17 protein-coding genes and 1 pseudogene are annotated in these 18,202 nt (G+C 70.1%); 4 read left to right on the forward strand and 14 right to left on the reverse strand.

Annotated features, from left to right (window positions below; translation table 11 throughout):
- Positions 1-188 precede the first annotated feature (188 nt).
- Positions 189-626: a hypothetical protein gene (locus GCN81_RS17895; RefSeq protein WP_156725645.1), complete on the forward strand. Its 438-nt coding sequence runs from the start codon at positions 189-191 to the stop codon at positions 624-626.
- Positions 627-749: 123 nt separating this feature from the next.
- Here the strand turns inward: GCN81_RS17895 and GCN81_RS17900 are convergent, their stop codons facing one another.
- From GCN81_RS17900 to GCN81_RS33000, 10 genes and pseudogenes are all read right to left on the reverse strand, one after another.
- Complete coding sequence (locus tag GCN81_RS17900) at positions 750-1,433, reverse strand: DUF899 family protein (protein ID WP_197287688.1); 684 nt, start codon at positions 1,431-1,433, stop codon at positions 750-752.
- Positions 1,434-1,578: 145 nt separating this feature from the next.
- Positions 1,579-2,793, reverse strand: coding sequence for a cytochrome P450 family protein (locus GCN81_RS17905; RefSeq protein WP_156725646.1), 1,215 nt, complete (start codon positions 2,791-2,793; stop codon positions 1,579-1,581).
- Positions 2,790-4,049: an MAB_1171c family putative transporter gene (locus GCN81_RS17910; RefSeq protein WP_197287689.1), complete on the reverse strand. Its 1,260-nt coding sequence runs from the start codon at positions 4,047-4,049 to the stop codon at positions 2,790-2,792. The genes GCN81_RS17905 and GCN81_RS17910 overlap by 4 nt, the downstream gene beginning before the upstream one ends.
- Positions 4,046-4,573 carry a regulator component gene (locus GCN81_RS17915; protein ID WP_156725647.1) on the reverse strand — a complete coding sequence of 176 codons (528 nt, stop codon included), beginning with the start codon at positions 4,571-4,573 and terminating at the stop codon, positions 4,046-4,048. The genes GCN81_RS17910 and GCN81_RS17915 overlap by 4 nt, the downstream gene beginning before the upstream one ends.
- 236 nt (positions 4,574-4,809) lie before the next feature.
- The gene (locus tag GCN81_RS17920; RefSeq protein ID WP_156725648.1) at positions 4,810-5,265 is read right to left on the reverse strand and encodes a helix-turn-helix domain-containing protein; all 456 of its coding nucleotides are present in this window, start codon (positions 5,263-5,265) and stop codon (positions 4,810-4,812) included.
- A gap of 245 nt (positions 5,266-5,510) precedes the next feature.
- The gene (locus GCN81_RS17925) at positions 5,511-8,294 is read right to left on the reverse strand and encodes a SpoIIE family protein phosphatase/ATP-binding protein (protein ID WP_156725649.1); all 2,784 of its coding nucleotides are present in this window, start codon (positions 8,292-8,294) and stop codon (positions 5,511-5,513) included.
- 15 nt (positions 8,295-8,309) lie between these two features.
- The gene (locus tag GCN81_RS17930) at positions 8,310-9,779 is read right to left on the reverse strand and encodes an NAD-binding protein (RefSeq protein ID WP_231626799.1); all 1,470 of its coding nucleotides are present in this window, start codon (positions 9,777-9,779) and stop codon (positions 8,310-8,312) included.
- Positions 9,780-10,191: 412 nt separating this feature from the next.
- Positions 10,192-10,776: a PspA-associated protein PspAB gene (gene pspAB, locus GCN81_RS17935; protein WP_156725650.1), complete on the reverse strand. Its 585-nt coding sequence runs from the start codon at positions 10,774-10,776 to the stop codon at positions 10,192-10,194.
- Positions 10,777-10,835: 59 nt separating this feature from the next.
- The gene (gene htpX, locus GCN81_RS17940) at positions 10,836-11,738 is read right to left on the reverse strand and encodes a zinc metalloprotease HtpX (RefSeq protein WP_156725651.1); all 903 of its coding nucleotides are present in this window, start codon (positions 11,736-11,738) and stop codon (positions 10,836-10,838) included.
- A 115-nt stretch (positions 11,739-11,853) separates the two neighbouring features.
- Positions 11,854-11,997: pseudogene (locus GCN81_RS33000) on the reverse strand (aminoglycoside phosphotransferase family protein); the annotation flags it as partial.
- Between the two features lie 221 nt (positions 11,998-12,218).
- Between GCN81_RS33000 and GCN81_RS17945 the strand changes: the two are divergent.
- Entirely contained in the window at positions 12,219-12,380 is a 162-nt protein-coding gene (locus GCN81_RS17945; RefSeq protein WP_156725652.1) for a hypothetical protein, read from the forward strand.
- Between the two features lie 62 nt (positions 12,381-12,442).
- On the opposite strand, the gene GCN81_RS17950 is transcribed toward GCN81_RS17945, so the two are convergent.
- The gene (locus tag GCN81_RS17950) at positions 12,443-12,880 is read right to left on the reverse strand and encodes a nuclear transport factor 2 family protein (RefSeq protein WP_156725653.1); all 438 of its coding nucleotides are present in this window, start codon (positions 12,878-12,880) and stop codon (positions 12,443-12,445) included.
- Between the two features lie 109 nt (positions 12,881-12,989).
- Here GCN81_RS17950 and GCN81_RS17955 point away from each other — a divergent pair, with 109 nt between their 5' ends.
- Both GCN81_RS17955 and GCN81_RS17960 read left to right on the forward strand, forming a co-directional pair.
- A complete protein-coding gene (locus GCN81_RS17955) occupies positions 12,990-14,774 on the forward strand; it encodes a S9 family peptidase (RefSeq protein WP_231626800.1) in 1,785 nt (594 codons plus the stop codon).
- Between the two features lie 136 nt (positions 14,775-14,910).
- Positions 14,911-15,768 (forward strand): SURF1 family protein, encoded by an 858-nt coding sequence (locus GCN81_RS17960; protein ID WP_156725655.1) that lies wholly within the window; start codon positions 14,911-14,913, stop codon positions 15,766-15,768.
- A gap of 53 nt (positions 15,769-15,821) precedes the next feature.
- On the opposite strand, the gene GCN81_RS17965 is transcribed toward GCN81_RS17960, so the two are convergent.
- Genes GCN81_RS17965 through GCN81_RS17975 form a run of 3 tightly spaced genes read right to left on the reverse strand, consistent with a single transcriptional unit; the run spans position 15,822 to position 17,827 of the window.
- Complete coding sequence (locus GCN81_RS17965; protein WP_231626801.1) at positions 15,822-16,967, reverse strand: hypothetical protein; 1,146 nt, start codon at positions 16,965-16,967, stop codon at positions 15,822-15,824.
- Positions 16,964-17,104 (reverse strand): hypothetical protein, encoded by a 141-nt coding sequence (locus GCN81_RS17970; RefSeq protein WP_156725656.1) that lies wholly within the window; start codon positions 17,102-17,104, stop codon positions 16,964-16,966. Before GCN81_RS17970 ends, GCN81_RS17965 begins: the two co-directional genes overlap by 4 nt.
- A gap of 36 nt (positions 17,105-17,140) precedes the next feature.
- Positions 17,141-17,827, reverse strand: a complete 687-nt coding sequence (locus GCN81_RS17975) for a SigE family RNA polymerase sigma factor (protein ID WP_231626802.1) — start codon at positions 17,825-17,827, stop codon at positions 17,141-17,143.
- Between the last annotated feature and the right edge of the window lie 375 nt (positions 17,828-18,202).

Genomic DNA, 18,202 nt, shown 5'->3' on the forward strand with positions numbered 1-18,202 from the left:
TGCGGCGGGTTGCCCGCCGGGCGGATCGGTCGGAGACCAATCCGGTGATGGCCTGGTGGCTGTCGTCCCTGTCGCCGAAGACGTATTGCTGATGGAGGCCCTGCGCACGGCACACTGTCGCCCTGCCCTAGCCCAACGTGGTGTTCGGGGGCCTCCCTTCCGATGGGCTGCCGTGGTCAACTCTGCGTATGCCGGAGGCCCTGAACACGTTGGTCGCTGTGGTCGGCACGCTGGTCGGCGTCTACGTCGGTCATCAGTTCCAGCGGCGGTCGGAGGAGCGGAGTAGTCGTCGTGCTGCACTCGCAGATCTGGCGGCTGCCGTGATGGAGCAGCGGCGCAGTCAGTATGACCGTTGGCTTCGCCGCACTGAGGACCCAGAGGGCGCCCCGTACCTGTCTGCGCGGGAGGACTCGTACCGGACCCGTTCGGCGGCTCAGCAGGCGTTTTACAGGGCCCGGTTGCTGGTGCAGGACGAGCCTCTCCTGCTGCTCGCGCAGGGTGCGATAACCGCGACGGCCCAGATACACAAGGCGACCGACCGCCACGCCTTCGACGCGGCCAGCTCTGCCGCCGAGCAGTCTTTGGACAGGTTCCTGGCAGCGGCGGCAAGATACGTTCACCGGTAAGCCCGCAGACCGACGCCCATCCCTCTCCCTGACCTGCGCACCCGCAGGTGGTCAAGGTTCGCTGACAATCGGATGGGCGGGCCCGTGGTTCGCCTTGGTGTTGGTGGCGGTGGTCGTCGGGGGTTAGTAGTCGAGGCTTGGATACCAGTCGTCGCGGCCCTGTGGTGTCAGGTCGAGGAGGTGCCAGGCCGGGGCCAGGAGGTCGATGCCGCGCTCGTCGATGTCGTCGGCCAGGCGGGGGTGGGTGGAGTAGAAGTGGCGGACCGTGCCGTCGCCGTCGCGGGTGAATACGGAGACGGTGGAGTCCTGTTCGCCGTCCTTGTCCTCGCTGCCCAGGTCGTACTTGAACGTGCTGTCGCCGCAGCTCAGGAGCCGTAGCCGGTTCCAGCCGCGGTTCCGGGCGTGCTGCCGGAGGGTGGGTACGTCGGCGGCCGCGGCGATGGCGAAGTCGGCGTTGCGGGTGATGTGGTGGGCGATGCCGTTGAAGCCGTCGATCCAGAGGGTGCACATCGGGCAGGGGTCGGCCTGCAGCTTGCCGTACATGAAGTGGTAGATGATCAGTGGGCGGTCCGGGGCGGTGAACAGCTCACTCAGAGTGACCTCGCGCACCGGTGTGTCGCCAGCGTCAAGGTCTGCGGGGCCCTCGGTGAAGACGTAGTCGGCGACGGGCGGGCCCTGAGGGAGCGCCCGTCGCCGGGCCGCGACCTTCTCGCGGTGGCGCATGAGGTCGATCTCGGCCTGGCGCAGCTCTTCGCGGGCGTCGAGGTAGTCTGCCGATTCGTCGGCCAGTCTGGTCTGCCGCAACATCGCGTCCTCCTGGGGTGGCCGTCCCCCCGGTCCTCTGAGTTTATGGCGGCTCCACGGTTCCCCGACAGTCGAGCCGCACCCAGGCGGACGGAGGCCCCACCTCATCGTCCCCGTCCTTGTCGTCAAAGGATTAAGGGGGCAAGGGTCACAGGAGGAGGGGCAGGGAGGTGAGGCCGCGCATCAACCGTGTGTGGCGCCAGGTCAGTTCCTCGGTGGGGGTGGCGAGACGGGCCTGGGGGAAGCGGGAGAGGAGTGCTCCGATGGCGAGTTCGGCTTCGGCTCGGGCGAGGGGGGCTCCCAGGCATCTGTGGATGCCGTGGCCGAAGGCCAGGTGTCCGGTGCCGCCGCGGGTGAGGTCGAGTTGGTCCGGGTTGGGGAATCGGGCGGGGTCGCGGTTGGCGGCGCCGGGGGCGATGAGCACCGGGACGCCTGCGGGGATCTCGGTCCCGCCGAGCGTGAGCGGTTCGGTGCTGTAGCGGAACGTGGCGACCCCGACCGGCGAGTCGAAGCGCAACAACTCGTCCAGCACACCCCCGAGAAGCTGCGGCTCGGCCCTCAACCGGGTGAGCGACTCCGGGTGCTGGAGAAGGGCCAGGGCCGCGTTGCCGATGAAGTTGGTGGTGGTCTCATGGCCTGCCACGAGCAAGAGCACGGCAAGTGAGATGAGTTCGTCCTCGGTCAGCCGGTCCTGGCCGTCGCGTACGGCGATGAGGTCGTCGAGCAGACACGCGCCGGGCTCGCCGCGCTCGCCGGGCCCTCCGGGCGAGCCGAGCGCGTCGCGTCTGGAGGCGACGAGGTCGGTCAGGTAACCGGCGACGGCGTGTGAGGCGGCGTCGATCCGGCCGGGATCTCCAGCGGCGAACAGATCGCTCGACCACGTACGCACGAGCTGGCGATCGGCTTCGGGTACCCCCAGCATCTCGCAGATGACCGTGACCGGCAGCGGTACCGCCAGACCCGCGACGAGATCCACCCGTCCGTGATCCGGCCAGGCGTCGAGCAGCTCGTCGACCAGGCCCGCGATGTAGGGGCGCAGCCGCGCGACGGCCCCCGTGGTGAACGCCTTCGTCACCAGCGCCCGCAGCCGTGCGTGCTGCGGGGGGTCGGTCGCCAGCATGTTCTGGGATACGGCCGGGTGGAGATCGCGCTGCGACGGCCGACCGGCGAAGAACCGCGTGGTGTTCTTCGAAAGCCGAGGATCGGTGAATGCCTCCCGGGCCTCCGCGTATCCCGTGACCAGGTAGCTGTAGCGCCCTCCTGAACCGGTGGGCACCTTCTGTACCGGCGCCGCGTCGCGCAGCCGCGCGTACGTCGGGTAGGGATCGGCGAAGAACCGCGGGTCCTGCAAGGGGTCGGTCACGCTTGCGGGTCCGTTCCCGAGGATGCCAGTACGTCGGTGTCGGTGTCGGTGTCGGTGTCGGTGTCGGTGTCACCGACGGTACGTGCGGCCTCGTCCTGTGAGTAGGCGTGGGCCACGAGGAGCAGCCACTCGGTCTCGGCACGGAGGTTGCCCGCCCGGGAGGCGGTCCCGGCGGCCGACGGTGCGGCTTCTGACCGCGGTTCGCATCCGGTCCTCTTCGCGTGTACCGCGGCTCGCAGGATCGCGGCCTCCACGATCGCGTCGCCTTCCGGGGTGCCTGCCAGGCCGCGGGTGGCGACGGCCCGTTCCGCGTGCTCCTGGACGCGCGGAGACCGGTGCGGGCGCAGGGCGAGCGCGCCGTCGTTGATCTCGATCACCCGGCGGTGGAGCAGGAAATCGGCGTCGTCCGCGTGCTTCTTCCCGTGGAACTCGTCCGGGGCCAGGACGACTTCGGGTGCCGCGCCGGTGATGTCCTCCCACAGAGGGGCGAGCGCGGCGCATGACCGTGCCTCCCATCGGCGGCGCAGGAACTGGCTGAACGGCCAGACGACCGCCGGGAGCGTCAGGCCCACCATCATCAGGAGTACGGCCAGGGCCGGAGCTGTCACGCTGAACACGCAGCGGAAGGGGCTGATGGGCGTCGCGCACCGGGCGCCGTGCGGGATGAGGTTCAGTTCGAGCGCGATGGTGACCAGGGCGAACACCTTGTACGCGGCGTACAGCAGCGCGAAGACGCAGCCGACGGCGGTGACGCGTAGTCCGATGCGCTGGCTCGTGCGGCGCGAGTGGCGGGACTGCTTCCAGGTCTGCTGGCCGAAGTCCTTCGCGGTGACGCCCAGATACGTGATGTAGACCAGCACGTACAGCGCGTACAGCTGGGGCGACTCGTCGTAGATCTGCCCGGCGGCGAACAGTGCCGTCATGCCGACGACGGAGATCCCGAGGAAGCGCACGCGCAGCCGGATGCTTCGCCGCGCCTCGTCGGGCTCCAGGTTGAGCTGGAGCATGAACGCCAGGACGGACGTCGCGGCGGCCAGCGTGAACGAGTTGCTGAGGAGGCGGCCGACGTCCGGAACGACGCTTTCGGCGGCGCGTTCCACGACCGACACGTACGAGGCGAAGGCCAGGGCGAAGGACCCCAGCAGCGAGGCCACGGCCCAGGTGCCTGTGGGTCTGTGGCCGCCTCGCCCGCGAACCCAGTAACCGGCGGCGAGGAGAAGCACGATGGCCACCCCCGCGAACAAGAGGTCGATCATGGGTGCCGACGGCCTTTCCTGGTCGGTTTGGCGAACAGCGCTTCCCAGCGGTCGGCGCCCGTGCCGGGCTCGCTCGGGGGGAGTTCACGTCCGCGGTAGATGTGCTGCCGGATGACGGTGGCCATCATCTCGGCCTCGCGCTCGTCGTCCGTGGAGTAGCTCGTGCGTCCGTTCATACGCTGGACGAGGGTCGGGTTGAAGCCGATGGCGTGGACGGCGTCGGCGTTCAGCTCCAGGCTGCCCGGGTGGTCGCAGATGATGTGGCTGACCTCGTGCGCGAGTATGTGGTTCTGGTGCAGCGCGGATGTTCCCTCCTCATAGAAGAGGAGGTCGGCGTCGGGCGTCTCCAGGCGGATTCCGCAGGGCGCGTCGATCGCGCCGAGCGTGCTCAGGGGCCTGAGGATGATCGGACGGCCGCGCGTTTCCGCCACGGCGTTGCAGAGGTCCCGGGTGCTGAAGCGGTGAGGGAGCCGAAGCGCGTCCACGCGCTCTTCACACTCGCGGCGCAGCCGCTCAAGGTCCATGTCCTGTCCGGTCCTGACGTTGCTCGGGTCTGACCCCCTTGGGGCGTGACCTGACCCTGTACGGCCGGACCCCATCCGAAATCCCCGGCACCAAAACGCTCGAAAGTTTAGGCGAACGTCCGGGCCGGTCCAAGGGGAACTCCGCGCTCTGGCCGAATGGCCGGATTCTGAGCACTGCTACCGGATTCCGCGTACTGCTACCGATTCCGATCGCTGCTACCGGATTCCGGTTGCTCCTAGTCGTCCAGGTTGAGGGTGTTCGGCGTCGTTTCACCCGGGAGGCCCTCCAGGACCCGGGCCTGCTCGATCACCGCCGTCACCATCTGAAGGGTCTCCGTGCTCAGGCCGTTGGCGCGCAGGGCGACGGTGCGGACGTTCCGGTCCCGCATGGCCGCGAGTACGGCGATCTCCGCTCGGGTGCGATGCGCGGCCTCCTCGTCGACGAAGTAGCCAGCGGGTACGCCGAAGAAGTCGGCGAGCGCCTTGATGGTGTGCATCGTGGGGTTCTTCTTGACACCGGTGCGCAGTTGTTGAATCGCGCTCGCGGTGAGCCCTTTGCCCCGGCCTCCCGAAGCCTCCCGGATGCCTTCGGCGACCTCGGCGTACGTGTAGGGTCCGCGACTTTCCGGATGGACCTCTTTGAACAGGTAATCCAGCAACTGCGCAAAGGTGCGCGGCTCGTCGTCTGTCACGTCCGGTACGTCCTTATCACGGTCATTACCGCGTCCACTCCAGTACGTAATGAGCGCGGAAATCGGTGGCTGCTACCCACTCTAGTTGACGAGCGCCCGCAACCAGGGTGTACGTTCTCCAGGGCAATACTCCACCAGAGTGTGGCCGGGTTCCACGGGGGTGGGCCCGGCCACCGCTGCGCGACGGCCCGGCCAGGCCCGGCTCGAGGACACGGCGAGGGTTCAGAAGGTGTCGTCGAGAGGGTTCAGAAGGTGTCGTCGTCGAACTGGGCGAGGATGGCGTCGCTCAGCGTGTCGCTGTCGCCCGGGGTGACGTCCGCGCCGTCCTGGAGGCGCTGCTCGGTCCAGATGATCTTGCCGCCTGGGGTGTAGCGCGTCCCCCACCGCTGGGCGAACTGCGCCACCAGGAAGAGCCCGCGCCCGCCTTCGTCCATCGTCTCGGCCCGGCGCAGGTGCGGGGAGGTGATGGAGCCGTCGGAGACCTCGCAGATCAGGCTGCGGTTGTGCAGCAGGCGCACCTTGATCGGCGGAGCCCCGTACCGGATCGCGTTCGTGATCAGCTCGCTGAGGATCAGTTCCGCGGCGAAGCCGACCTCCTCGTACCCCCAGGTCCGCAGTTGCGCCCCGCACTCCGCGCGTACCGGGGCCACCGCCGCCGGGTCCGCTGGCACCTCCCACTCAGCCACCTTCGACGGCGCGAGCAACCGGGTGCGGGCCACCAGCAGGGCGATGTCGTCGGACGGATGCTCCGGCAGCATCGCGTCGATCACCGCCACACACGTCTCCTCCGGGGTGCGCCCCGGCTCGCCCGCCAGCACGTCGTGCAGCTGCTCGAGGCCGGTGCCGATGTCCCTGTCCCGGTTCTCGATCAACCCGTCGGTGTACAGCACCAGTTGTGAGCCCTCGGGCAGGTGCAGCTCGGCGGTCTCGAAGGGGTGGCCGCCCAGACCCAGCGGCGGCGACGCCGGTACGTCCGGATGGATGACGGACCCGTCCGGGCACACCACCGCGGGACCGGGGTGGCCGGCCCGGGCCATCGTGCACCGCCCGGTCACCGGGTCGTAGATCGCGTACAGGCACGTCGCGCCGGTCACCTCCGCGCTCTCATGCCCGTCCGGGCGATCGCCGTCGGCGCTCTCGCTCTCCTCACTGTCGATGCGCGTGACCAGGTCGTCGAGATGTCCCAGCAGCTCGTCCACCGGCAGATCCAGCGCGGAGAAGTTGTGCACGGCGGTACGCAGCCGACCCATCGTGGCCGCCGCGTGCAGGCCGTGCCCGACCACGTCGCCGACCACCAGCGCCACCCGGGCTCCCGGCAGCGGGATGACGTCGAACCAGTCCCCGCCCACACCCGCTTCCGCGGGCCGATAGCGCCAGGCCGCCTCCAACGCGTCCTGCTCCGGCATCCCGCGCGGCAGCAGACTGCGTTGCAGGGTCACCGCCATGGTGTGCTCCCGGGTGAACCGCCGCGCGTTGTCGATGGCCACCGCCGCCCGGGCCGCCAGCTCCTCCGCGAACGACAGGTCCTCCTCGTCGAAGGCGGGTGTGTCACCCGAGCGCCAGAAGTCCGCGAGCCCCAGCACCACACCCCGGGCCTTCAACGGCGCCGTCACCAGCGAGTGCACGCCGGACTCCAGCGCCCTCCGGGTCCGGTCGGGAGCCTGCTGCTGCCACCCCCGCGCCTCTCGCAGATCCGGCTCAAGGACCGCCCGCCCCGACTCGAGGGCCCGCATCTGCGGCGTTGTCGGCAGGAACGTGATCAGTTCCCCCACCGGGTACATCGCTTCCCGCTCCCGCTGCCCGCCGCGGACGGCCGTACGGCGCATGGCCGTCGTCCCGGTCGGCTCTCCGCCACGCGCCACCGGCTCCAGCAGCTCGACGGTGACGATGTCGGCGAACCGCGGGACGGCCAGCTCCGCCAGCTCCTCCGCGGTACGCACCACGTCCAGCGTGGTGCCGACCCGCACCCCCGCCTCGTACAGCCGCGCCAGCCGTTCCCGGGCCACCTCGGCCCGCCCGGTGACCGCCGCCAGCTCCGTGGTGTCCCGCAGGGTCACCACGCTGGCCGTCGATCCGCCGTACGGGGCCGTGGGCCGGATGTTCACCATCAGCAAGCGGCCGCCGGCCGGATGCACCTCATCGGTGACCGGCTCACCGGATGTGACCAGCCGGGTGATCGTCGCGTCCAGCTCCAGGTCCGCCACATGGCGCCGCTCCGCGTCCACCGGGAGGTCGAGCAGCCGCCGCGCCTCGTCGTTGGCCAGCAGAATCCTGCCGTCCGCCGTGGTGATCAGTACGCCCTCGCGGACCGCGTGCAGCACCGCGTTGTGGTGTTCGTACATCCGCGTCATCTCGACCGGACCGAGGCCGTGGGTCTGGCGCCGCAACCGCCGCGACACCAGCGCCGTTCCGGCTGTGGCCAGGGCGAGCGCGCCCGCGCCGGTACCGAGGATGATCGGCAGCTGCTGTTCGACCAGACCGGCCACGCTCTGCACCGTGAGCCCGGCGGACACCAGGCCCACGATCGAGCCCTCCGTGTCGGTCACCGGGACCACCGCCTGGACGACCTCCGTCTCCACCCCGCGCCTGACGGGCCCTTCGGCGGTCTCGATGGTGGTGCGCCCGGCCAGCGACGGCTCGATGGTGCCGATGAACTTCTGCCCGATCCGGGCCGGGTCGGGGTGCGTGATGCGGATCCCGTCGGTGTCCATGACGACGATGAAGTCGACGTCCGTGCTCTGCCGGGCGGCCTCGGCGCGTGGCTGCAGGACCGCCGTCGGGTCCGGGCTCTCCAGCGCCTCGACGATGCCCGGCGCGTGCGCGAACACCTCGGCTGCTGTCAGGGACTGGTGCTCGGCGTCCAGCGTGCTGTCCCGCCTCGCCTGGATCACCAGGGCCGTCACCGCGGCCGCGACCAGCAGCACCACGATCACGACCTGCAGAACGAACACCTGGCCAGCGGCGCTGCGCACGTTCAGCAGGGCGAATCGCTCGGTGGCGATCCGCTTTGTGCTGATACGTACGTTCATGGGCTATTCCTAACACTAGTCCCGTCCGGACGAGACCGCCCCGGCTGAATCGGCCTGCTGGTGGTTGCTTTGAGGATCGCCTTGGTGATGGCTTTGGTGGTCGCCTTGGTGATGGCTTTCGTGGTCGCCTTGGTGATGGCTTTCGTGGTCGCCTTGGTGATGGCTTTCGTGATGGCCTTGGTGATCGCACCGGACCGCGTGCGGCCACCGCACGAACTTCCCGTTCGCGCACTCCACAAGGAGCCGCCTGCCGTGCGCGAGCACGCCACGCGGCCGTAGCCCGACCAGGCTCGCGGTCGTGTACGCGGCGCTCAGACTGCCCAGGTCATGGACGATGCCGATACGGAACAGGGACTGCGTCTCGGCGATCGCCTCGTGGTCACCCGCCCGGATGACCACGCGCAGATCAGGAGCGACCGCTCGCGCGGCGACGGAGACCGCGATGTTGTCCAGATCGTCGGAGGCGACGGCGGCCATGGCCTGAGCCGTGTGCAGGCTGAGCTTGCGCAGGACGAACCTGTCGGTGGCGTCGCCGATGACGACGGGGACGCCCAGGGCCCTGGCCAGGCGGAGGTTGGGGGCGGCCGCGTCCCGCTCCACCGCGATCACTCCGACGCCGAGTTCCTGCAACCGGGTGCACAGCCGCAGCCCCACCTGGCCGAGCCCCACGACCACCACATGGCCCGCCCGGGAAAGCGCCCGGGAGCCCACCATGCCGATCGCGCGAGGGGACAGCAGGCGGTCGACCATGCCCGCGGTGAACACGGCGGTGAAGACGATGGTGATGAGCATCGCGAGGCTGGCGAACACCAGATAGGAGTGGGAGCCGTGCGCGACCACGGGACCGACGGTCGCCACCGTCCGTACGGCCTCGAAGAAGGCCTCCACCGGCGGACGGTGATTGCGGGTCACGGACCAGATCCAGTCCGCGAGCAGCACCGCGAAAAGCCCGGCGAGGCCGATCAGCATGATCCGCGAGCCACCGTCATGCGGTCGCAGCTGCCCCCTGATCTTCCCCAGGCGCGCCCGGTATCGGAGGGAGCGAGGCGGCCGGTACGTCTCCAGGCTCACGGCGTCCTCCACCCACCGGGCACCGACGTGGCCGGAGGCGGTCCGGTCGATGGCCAGCAGGTCGGGCTGGAGGCAAGCGGCGAGCAGGACGGGAGCAGCGACGTCGGCAGGCGACGTGACCTGGCAGTTCGGCACCACGCGCAGCAGCTGCTCCGCGACCGTCCGGTCGAAGACCGTGACGACCAGCGTGACGCCCGGGCAGATGTGCTCGACGGCGAGCGCGTAGCGCAAGGACCCGACATCGTCGTCGAGGAGGATCGCGACACCGGCCACCTCCCGGTCGAGCGCCTTGCGCAGGTCGTCGTCCGTGGGGTGCTCCAGGTGGCACACGAGGTGCCCCGTCGCCCGCAGCGAACCACAGACCCTGCGCGCCACATCGCTGCCGATCACGACGAAGTACCGCTCAGCATGCACTGGTCTGCTCCCATCGGACGGTGTACGGCATTCCGGCCCGGGAACGGGACGGCATCAGCGTGCGGCTCGCTCGTACGGGGCCCGATGGAGCGCCGTATGCCTGAGAAGCACCTACGAAACGCCCGCGAAGCGCCCGTGCATTCGCGCAGAGCGAGGCGCCCAAGGGCGATACGAGGGCAGGGCTCCGCCAGGCGGCCTTCGAGGGGGCGGCCTGACGGAGCCCTGGCCGACGAGGCGCGCCGGGGGTCGCCCAGCGGGATCTCGCGTACGTCGACCGTAGAAGCGGCCCCTCCCCCGCACCATGGACAGACGCCAGACCCGCAGCACCTCGGGTTCATACATATGCTCAAACGCCGCGAGGGCGGGTGCGTGGTGTCGTTCGGGTGCGGTGGAGGCTAGCCACTCCCGCGCGTCACAGGCCCGGCGCGCCCCACACCGGGAACCAGCGCGTCAGGTCGTCCTCGATGCGCAGGTCGTCCTTGAGCATCGCCTTGACCTGGAGTTCCAGTGGGTTGTCGCGCTTTTCGCCGGGCAGCGGGGCGAAGGGGTAGAAGGTGCCTCGCTTGTAGAGGTAGACGAGAGCGAGGGAGCGCGCCCGCTCCGCGGTCTCCTGAAAGGAGACCAGGGAGCAGAGGAGCTGGGGGCCGAAGCCGCTGCCCTGGAGCGCGCTGTTCACCGCGTGCAGGTCGTTGACCAGTGCGGGCAGGTCCTGCGGAGCGCGGCGGGACAGCATCCACGAGTAGCCGTACGCGTCGCGGCTGAACTCCACGGGTACCCCGGCGCGTTCGGCGTCCGAGTCCAGCAGGGCGTGTACCTCCCGCTGGACCTCGGAGAAGGCTCCGCCTTCGAGCGACGCGAAGCACACCGAGCCCGCGCCGGTCGGGGTGAAGCTGGTGGCCGCCTGCAGGGTGATCGCCGCCGAGGGCAGCGCGAAGAGCTGGTCCAGGTCAGGTCTGACCGGTTTGGTCCGGCCGAAGAGCGTGTCCCAGAATCCCACGAGCGCATCAACCTCCTCGTAAGCCCTGCCGAAGCCCTGCCGACTTACTGGCCTGCCGGTTACTCCGACTTGCCGCCCAGCTGCGCGGAGATTTCCCCGAGTGCCTCCAGACGCCGCTCCAGGCTGGGGTGCGTGGAGAGCATCCCGGAGAACGCCGAGCCGGACCGCATGGCCGGGGTGAAGAAGAACGCGTTGAACGCCTGCGCGTTACGCAGGTCCTTGGTGGGGATGCGGGCGATGTCACCGCTGATCTTGGTCAGTGCCGAGGCCAGTGCGGAGGGCTTGCCGGTGAGCATGGCGGCGGCGCGGTCGGCGGCCAGTTCGCGGTAGCGGGACAGGGCCCGGATCAGCAGGAAGCTGATCGCGTACACGGCGGCGGAGACGGTCATGACGATCACGATCATCGCTGCCGTGCCGTGGTCCCGCTGGCGGCCGAACAGATGCGAGTACAGAGCGAAGCGGACGACGAGCCCAGCGAGTACACCAAGGAACGAGGCGATGGTGATCACCGCGACGTCACGGTGCGCGACGTGGGAGAGCTCATGCGCGAGTACGCCTTCGAGCTCCTCCGTCTCCAGACGGCGCATCAGTCCGGTGGTGACGCAGACGACGGCGTGGTCGGCGTTACGGCCGGTGGCGAAGGCGTTGGGCATGTCCATGTTGGACACGGCGATTCTGGGTGCGGGCATGTCCGCCGTGGCACAGAGCCGGTCGACGATCCCGTACAGCTCAGGCTGCTCGTCGCGACTGACGAACCGGCCACGCATGGCGAACAACGCGACCTTGTCCGAATACCAGTACTGCACGGCCAGCAGTCCGGCGGCAATCACCACCACCAGGACGAGGGACTCCAGCAGCACGATCAGCGCGGCGACGAACGCCACGTACAGCAGTCCGAGCAGGAACATCGTGACCACCATGCGGGCGGTCAACTGCCGGTCGGGCTCAAAACGGGTGCGCATCACTCTCACCCCGGGTTACCTGGGCGTCATAACCAGCGTACTGCGAGGCCGGGCGTCAGGGGCGGGCGCAAACGTCAGGCGTAGGCGTCAGGCGTCAGGCGTCAGGCGTCAGGCGTCAGGCGGTGCCGAACCAGGCCTCGGCCAGCGAGTCGAGCGTGGCGCGCGGCGCGGCGGGCATCTCGCGCAGGTACCAGGGCAGATTGCTGTAGATGTGCAGCAGGGTGTACGCCATGATCTCCGCCGGCGCGAAGACTGATCCACCGGATGCTCGGCTCGCTCAGCGAGGCTGAGCCGCACCGACACCAGCGAGTGCGGACCCTGGGCGGCTGGCTCCGGCCTCGGCCTGGAGGCCCTCATCGACCGGTCCAGCTGATCGAGAGGTGACCCAGTGGTGCCCCGGAGGTGATCCAGATGCCGATCCCGGGCCCCGGAGAGAGAGTGGGTCCCACACGCACTCCGACGCGAGGAGGAGAGTGGACCATGGCCAAGGGTGCCCACAACAACCCCAAGGACCCTCAGCAGTCGAAGATCTCCAAGGCTCAGGCGCGCCGCAAGGGGACCCAGCCGGAAGTGACGTCGATCTCGGCGAAGACCCGAGGGATGCAGCAGAAGGCGCAGGCCCGCCGCCAGGGCAACCGCTGACAGCGGTTGCGCCGATACGCCGACCCCGACGCCAACCCCGCCCCCGGCCGGGGGCGCGGGCGTCAGTACCGCTCGACCAGGTGCTCACGGCCGAGCGGAGGCTCGTACGGCTCCGGCCAGAAGTCGACGTGCGCCTTGATCCGGCCCTGCCCGTCGCCGGTGAAGAAGGCGATGGCGTACATCTCCTCCAGGCCGACGGTGACACGTATCCAGGTGACGGCCTGGTCGCCGTCGGCCACGACGCGCTCGATCCGCGCATGCCAGTCGCCCGGATACTCGCGGTTGAACCGGAGGTACTTCTCCTTGCCGCTGATCCGCTCACGGGTCTGCGGCAGGTCGTACACGACGTCATCGGCGAGGGTGGACGCGACGGCGTCCCAGTCGCGCGCCTCAGCCGCCGCCCAGTAGGTCTCCACCGTCCTGCGCAGCTCGGTCGGCCCGGTCGCCTCAGTCGGCCCGGTCAGCTCAGTCGGCTCGGTCTGTGCACTCGATGTAGTCATACGGCGAGTGTGCGCGGCGGCACTGACAATCGCCGTCCAGTCGGGAGTTATCCACAGGCTGGGGGACCTCGCCGACGGAATGTCCGCGCTGGCGTGCACTATGGGGTCCATGACTGCTGAGATGCCGGACTGGGAGAAGCGCTTCAGAGCGCCGCGTGTGTCACTGCCCGAGTGGGCGCAGGACGCACCGGACCGCTCGCTGTTCGTCTCCAACGCGACGGGTACGTTCGAGCTGTACGCATGGGACCGGGCGACCGGCGAGCAGCGCCAGGTCACCGACCGGCCGAACGGCACGACGGATGGCACGCTCTCGCCCGACGGCGCCTGGATCTGGTGGTTCAACGACAAGGACGGGGACGAGTTCGGCGTCTGGATGCGCCAGCCCTTCGAGGGCGGCGCCGACGAGCCCGCGGTGCCGGGCCTGGACCCCTCGTACCCGGCCGGTCTCGCGATCGGGCGGGCTTCGGGCCCGGTGGTCGTGGGCCGCTCGACCGACGACGAGGGCTCGACCGTCCATGTCGTACGCGACGGTACGGCCCCCACCGAGATCTACCGCCACCGGGAGTCGGCCGGAGTAGGCGACCTGTCGCACGACGGCGCCCTGATCGCACTGGAGCACACCGAGCACGGCGACGCGATGCACTCCGCGCTGCGCGTCGTCACGCTCGACGGCACCACGGTGGCCGAGCTGGACGACACCAAGGGCGGCACGAAGGAGCTGGGCCTGGACGTGCTCGGCTTCGCTCCGGTGGACGGCGACACCCGGCTGCTCGTCGCCCACCAGCGGCGGGGCCGCTGGGAGCCCATGGTGTGGGACGTGGCGACGGGCGCCGAGACGGAGCTCGCGCTCGATCTGCCGGGCGATGTGAGCGCCGAGTGGTATCCGGACGGCTCCGGGCTGCTCATCGGGCACAGCTTCGAGGCGCGCGGCGACCTGTGGCGCTACGACTTCGCCTCCCGCGAGCTGGTCCGGGTCGAGACGCCGGTGGGTTCGGTGTCGGGCGCGACCGCGCGGCCTGGCGGCACGGTCGAGTACCTGTGGTCGTCCGCGGCGCAGCCCCCGCAGGTCCGCTCCACGACCGGCCGGACCGTACTCGACCCGCCAGGGATGAAGGCGCCGGAATCCGTGCCGGTCGAGGACGCCTGGGTCGAGGGGCCTGGCGGGCGTATCCACGCGCTGGTGCAGAAGCCCGCGGGTGAGGGCCCGTACCCCTGTGTGTTCGAGATCCACGGCGGTCCGACCTGGCACGACAGCGACTCCTTCGCGTCCGGGCCCGCCGCGTGGGTGGACCACGGCTACGCGGTGGTGCGCGTCAACTACCGCGGCTCCACGGGGTACGGCCGGGAGTGGACGGACGCCCTCAAGCACCGGGTCGGGCTGATCGAGCTTGAGGACATCGCGGCGGTGCGCGAGTGGGCCGTCACCTCCGGGCTCGCCGACCCGGCGAAGCTGGTGCTCGCCGGAGGCTCCTGGGGCGGCTATCTCACGCTGCTCGGCCTCGGCACCCAGCCGGACGTCTGGGCGCTCGGGCTCGCGGCGGTACCGGTCGCGGACTATGTGACGGCGTACCACGACGAGATGGAGGCGCTGAAGGCGATGGACCGGACGCTTCTGGGCGGCACGCCCGAGGAAGTACCGGAGCGCTTCGCGGCGTCGTCGCCACTGACGTATGTGGACCAGGTCCGGGCCCCGGTCTATATCTCGGCGGGGGTCAACGACCCGCGCTGCCCGATCCGGCAGGTCGAGAACTACGTGGACCGGCTGGCCGAGCGCGGGGCCGCGCACGAGGTGTACCGCTATGACGCGGGGCACGGTTCGCTCGTCGTGGAGGAGCGGATCAAGCAGGTCAAGCTGGAGATCGACTTCGCGGAGCGCTGGCTGGCGGCCAAGTAGCCCCGGCCCCCGGCCTCCGCCCGGCCGGGACGCGAGGGGACGCGACGGGACGCGAGGGGATGCGACAGGACGGGGCGGGGCGCCCAGACACCCCCTGCGGCGCTCAGGCGTCGCGGGGGCCCGTACCGTGGGTGGGGTGTACCGGTTTCTGCTGACTCCGCGATGGTGGGGCATCAACCTCTTCGTCGGGCTGGCCATCCCCTTCTGTGTGCTCATGGGGTCCTGGCAGCTCGGCCGGTTCGAGGACCGCGTCGACAACCACCGCAACGCCGAGCGCCAGACCGAGGCCGCGGCCCGCGAGCAGGCCAGGCCACTGGCCGAACTCCTGCCGGTGGACCGGGAGACCTCGGGGAAGCGGACCACCGCGCACGGCACCTGGGACAGGCAGCTGCTGGTGCCGGACCGACGGCTGGACGGCAAGGACGGGTTCTACGTCCTGGGGCTGCTGAAGACCGACGGTGGCAAGGCCCTGCCCGTCGTACGCGGCTGGCTGCCCGGAGACCCGGCCAAGGCGAAGGTACCCGCGCCGCCCGAGGGCGCGGCCACGGTGACGGGTGCGCTACAGGCCTCCGAGTCGACGGGCGCCGGGGGCGTACGTCCGGCGCAGGGGCTGCCTGAAGGCCAGCTCGGGGCGATCAGCGCGGCGACACTGGTGAACCTGCTGCCGTATGACGTGTACGACGCCTGGGTCACCGTGGAGAAGGCCGAGGGCGGGATGACGGTGGTGCCGCCGACCGCGCCGAAGGGCAGCGGCCTGGACATCAAGGCCTTCCAGAACCTGGGCTACACCGGCGAGTGGTTCATCTTCGCCGGGTTCGTCCTCTTCATGTGGTTCCGGCTCGTCCGGCGCGAGGTCGAGTCCGCCAGAGACGCGGAGCTGGGCCTGACCACGGAAGACGACCAGCTCCGCGAGCAGCCGGAGCAAGCGCAGCAGCCGGAGCAGGAGCGGGAGCAAGCGCAGGACACGCCGACCGGACGCGTCGTCGCGCCCTGATCCCGCACCGCCGCCCCGCCGTCCCGCCGGGTCGCCCCGCCGGGACGCCCCAGCTAGGACGCTCCCAGCACGCCCGTGCGGTAGATCGTGCCAGCGCAGGCGTTGGGGATCGTCGTCTCCAGGCTCGGCGAACCGGGCTCCGCGGTGTAGGTGAGCCGTACCCGGCCCGATTCCACGTCCGCGTCCCCGGCGAGCTGGGCCTCCGTACCGCTCTGCTCCGTACCGCCACCGCCACCACTCTCGCCGTCGGCACCACCGGTGACGTCAGCGGAGTCGTCGTCCGTGGGTGACGGGTCGGGCGAGGGGTCCGGGCTCGGGCAGCTCTGCGAAGGCACCCACCCGAACTCCACCCGGAACGACGCACCCGGCTGGAGAACCAGCCGACTACGCTCCTGCGGCGGGTCCGGCAGCCTGGTAGCCACACCGCCCGCCTGGTGGTCCGTCACGCTGATCTTCTCCGGGTCGGCCTGACCGCGCGCCGTGAACACCAGGCTGCCGTCACCGCCGACCGCACAGGAGCTGTCGGAGACGTTGGTGATCTGGAAGGCGCCGTAGACCTTGCCGGTCTCGCCGGGCTCACCGCTGTTCGCCGTCGCGTTACCCAACTGGCCCGCGATGCAGGTGGACACGGAGGAGGCCTCGGACTCAGCGGGCTGGGCGGCGCCGCTGGACGAGCCCTCGCCCGGCTCGTCCTTGTCGTCGTCCTGGTCGCCCTTGCCCTTCTCCTTGCTGTCCTTGTCTTGCCCGTCCTTGTCCTTGCCCTTGCCGCCGTCCTGGGCCTGGTCCCCCGCGTCCTGGCCCTGGCTCGCGCTGCCCCCGACCGTGGGCGCGCCCGACTCCTGGCTCTCGCCCGAACCACCGGGGACCGACGAGCTGTGGCCGACCGCGGAGGGGTTGGCGGTGGACGACCCCGACGGGGAGTCGGTGACATGAATCAGCGCCGGGATGGCCGTACCGAGGAAGAGCGCCGCCGCTGCCGCGCCGACGAGAGCCTGCCGCTTACGCGCCCGGCGCGCGGGTACCGCCCGCCTCAGGTGGTCCAGGGCGCCCTCGGACGGTTCGACCTGCTGGACGGCCTCGTGCAGCAGCCGCCGCAGGGCCAGCTCGTCCGGCCCCAGGCCGCTCGGCCCGCCCGGCTCACTCAGCTCCGAAGGGCCGCCGGACTCGCCGCGAGGAGTCTCCTGAGGTCCGTTGCTCACTGCCCAGCCCTCGCCGTGCTGATCGTTCCCACGGTCTTCATGACCATCGCGCCCGTACCGCCCAAATCGCCCATGTCGCTGCTGTCGCTCGTGTCGCCGTTGTCGCTCATGCGGATCGTACGGATCGTGCTCGGCACGCCCCTCAGGTCGCTCGTCGCCGCCCGTACCGCCGCTCATGTCGTCGCCCCCATGGCGACGCGCAGCGCCGCGATCCCCCGGGAGCCGTACGCCTTCACCGAACCGACGGAAATCCCCAGCACCTCGGAGACCTGAGCCTCCGTCATGTCCTGGAAGTATCGCAGGACGATCACTTCGCGCTGGCGGCGCTGCAGACCGCGCAGCGCCTTGATCAGCTCTTCGCGCTCCATCAGGTCATACGCGCCCTCTTCCGCGCTCGCCATGTCCGGCATCGGCTTGGAGAGCAGCTTGAGGCCGAGAATGCGGCGGCGCAGCGCGGACCGGGAGAGGTTCACCACGGTCTGCCGTAGGTAGGCCAGCGTCTTCTCGGGTTCGCGCACCCGCTTGCGTGCGGAGTGCACTCGGATGAAGGCCTCCTGAACGACGTCCTCGCAGGAGGCGGTGTCGTCCAGGAGCAGGGCGGCGAGGCCGAGCAGTGAGCGGTAGTGGGCGCGGTAGGTCTCGGTGAGGTGGTCGACTGTGGTGCCCACCGCCATGGCGCCCTCAGCGCTCGCGTGCGGGGACGGTATCTGGCCGGGCCGCGACGCGGGCATGGGCGCGATCACCGGCATGCCACCGCCGCCAGCCGCCCGCACCCGGGTCTTGGCCGTGCGGGGCGGGGACTGCGGGCGCACGGCCGCGCCGCCGACCCGCGCCATCGGGAACTCCAGAACCTCTGCCACGCCTGTTGGACACACGTCCCCCCGTCAGGGTTGTACGCACCTGGCAGCGTTTTTGCGCCGGACCCCCCATGTGGCGTCACCTCACATGCCGTCATTACGTACCCCACCCCTCTACCGCGATCATGCGTTGTTCGCCACGGCACCTTGGAAGGGCGACCGCAAAGACGCTCCCCGCCTCGCGCATGGTTGCGCGGGACGGGGAGAGAATCATCGACCGGACCAACGATCAAGTTCAAGTGGACTAGACCATTGAAATCAAGGCCCGCGACTCGCGAATCCTACAAACGAATCCGTCAGGGGTCTCTAGGATTCATTTGAGGCCGGGGTCACAGCCCGCCGACCAGCCCGGTCAGGTACCGGCAAGGCACGGACCGG

Origin of the sequence: Streptomyces apocyni (assembly GCF_009739465.1) — a bacterium.
Taxonomy (GTDB): Bacteria; Actinomycetota; Actinomycetes; order Streptomycetales; family Streptomycetaceae; genus Streptomyces; species Streptomyces apocyni.

Bases quoted from the DNA above. Each gene is read 5' to 3' on its own strand.
- GCN81_RS17895 (WP_156725645.1), top strand. From the start codon at position 189: ATGCCGGAGGCCCTGAACACGTTGGTCGCTGTGGTCGGCACGCTGGTC.
- GCN81_RS17900 (WP_197287688.1), bottom strand. From the start codon at position 1,433: ATGTTGCGGCAGACCAGACTGGCCGACGAATCGGCAGACTACCTCGAC.
- GCN81_RS17910 (WP_197287689.1), bottom strand. From the start codon at position 4,049: ATGATCGACCTCTTGTTCGCGGGGGTGGCCATCGTGCTTCTCCTCGCC.
- GCN81_RS17915 (WP_156725647.1), bottom strand. From the start codon at position 4,573: ATGGACCTTGAGCGGCTGCGCCGCGAGTGTGAAGAGCGCGTGGACGCG.
- GCN81_RS17925 (WP_156725649.1), bottom strand. From the start codon at position 8,294: ATGAACGTACGTATCAGCACAAAGCGGATCGCCACCGAGCGATTCGCC.
- htpX (WP_156725651.1), bottom strand. From the start codon at position 11,738: ATGCGCACCCGTTTTGAGCCCGACCGGCAGTTGACCGCCCGCATGGTG.
- GCN81_RS17945 (WP_156725652.1), top strand. From the start codon at position 12,219: ATGGCCAAGGGTGCCCACAACAACCCCAAGGACCCTCAGCAGTCGAAG.
- GCN81_RS17950 (WP_156725653.1), bottom strand. From the start codon at position 12,880: ATGACTACATCGAGTGCACAGACCGAGCCGACTGAGCTGACCGGGCCG.
- GCN81_RS17955 (WP_231626800.1), top strand. From the start codon at position 12,990: ATGACTGCTGAGATGCCGGACTGGGAGAAGCGCTTCAGAGCGCCGCGT.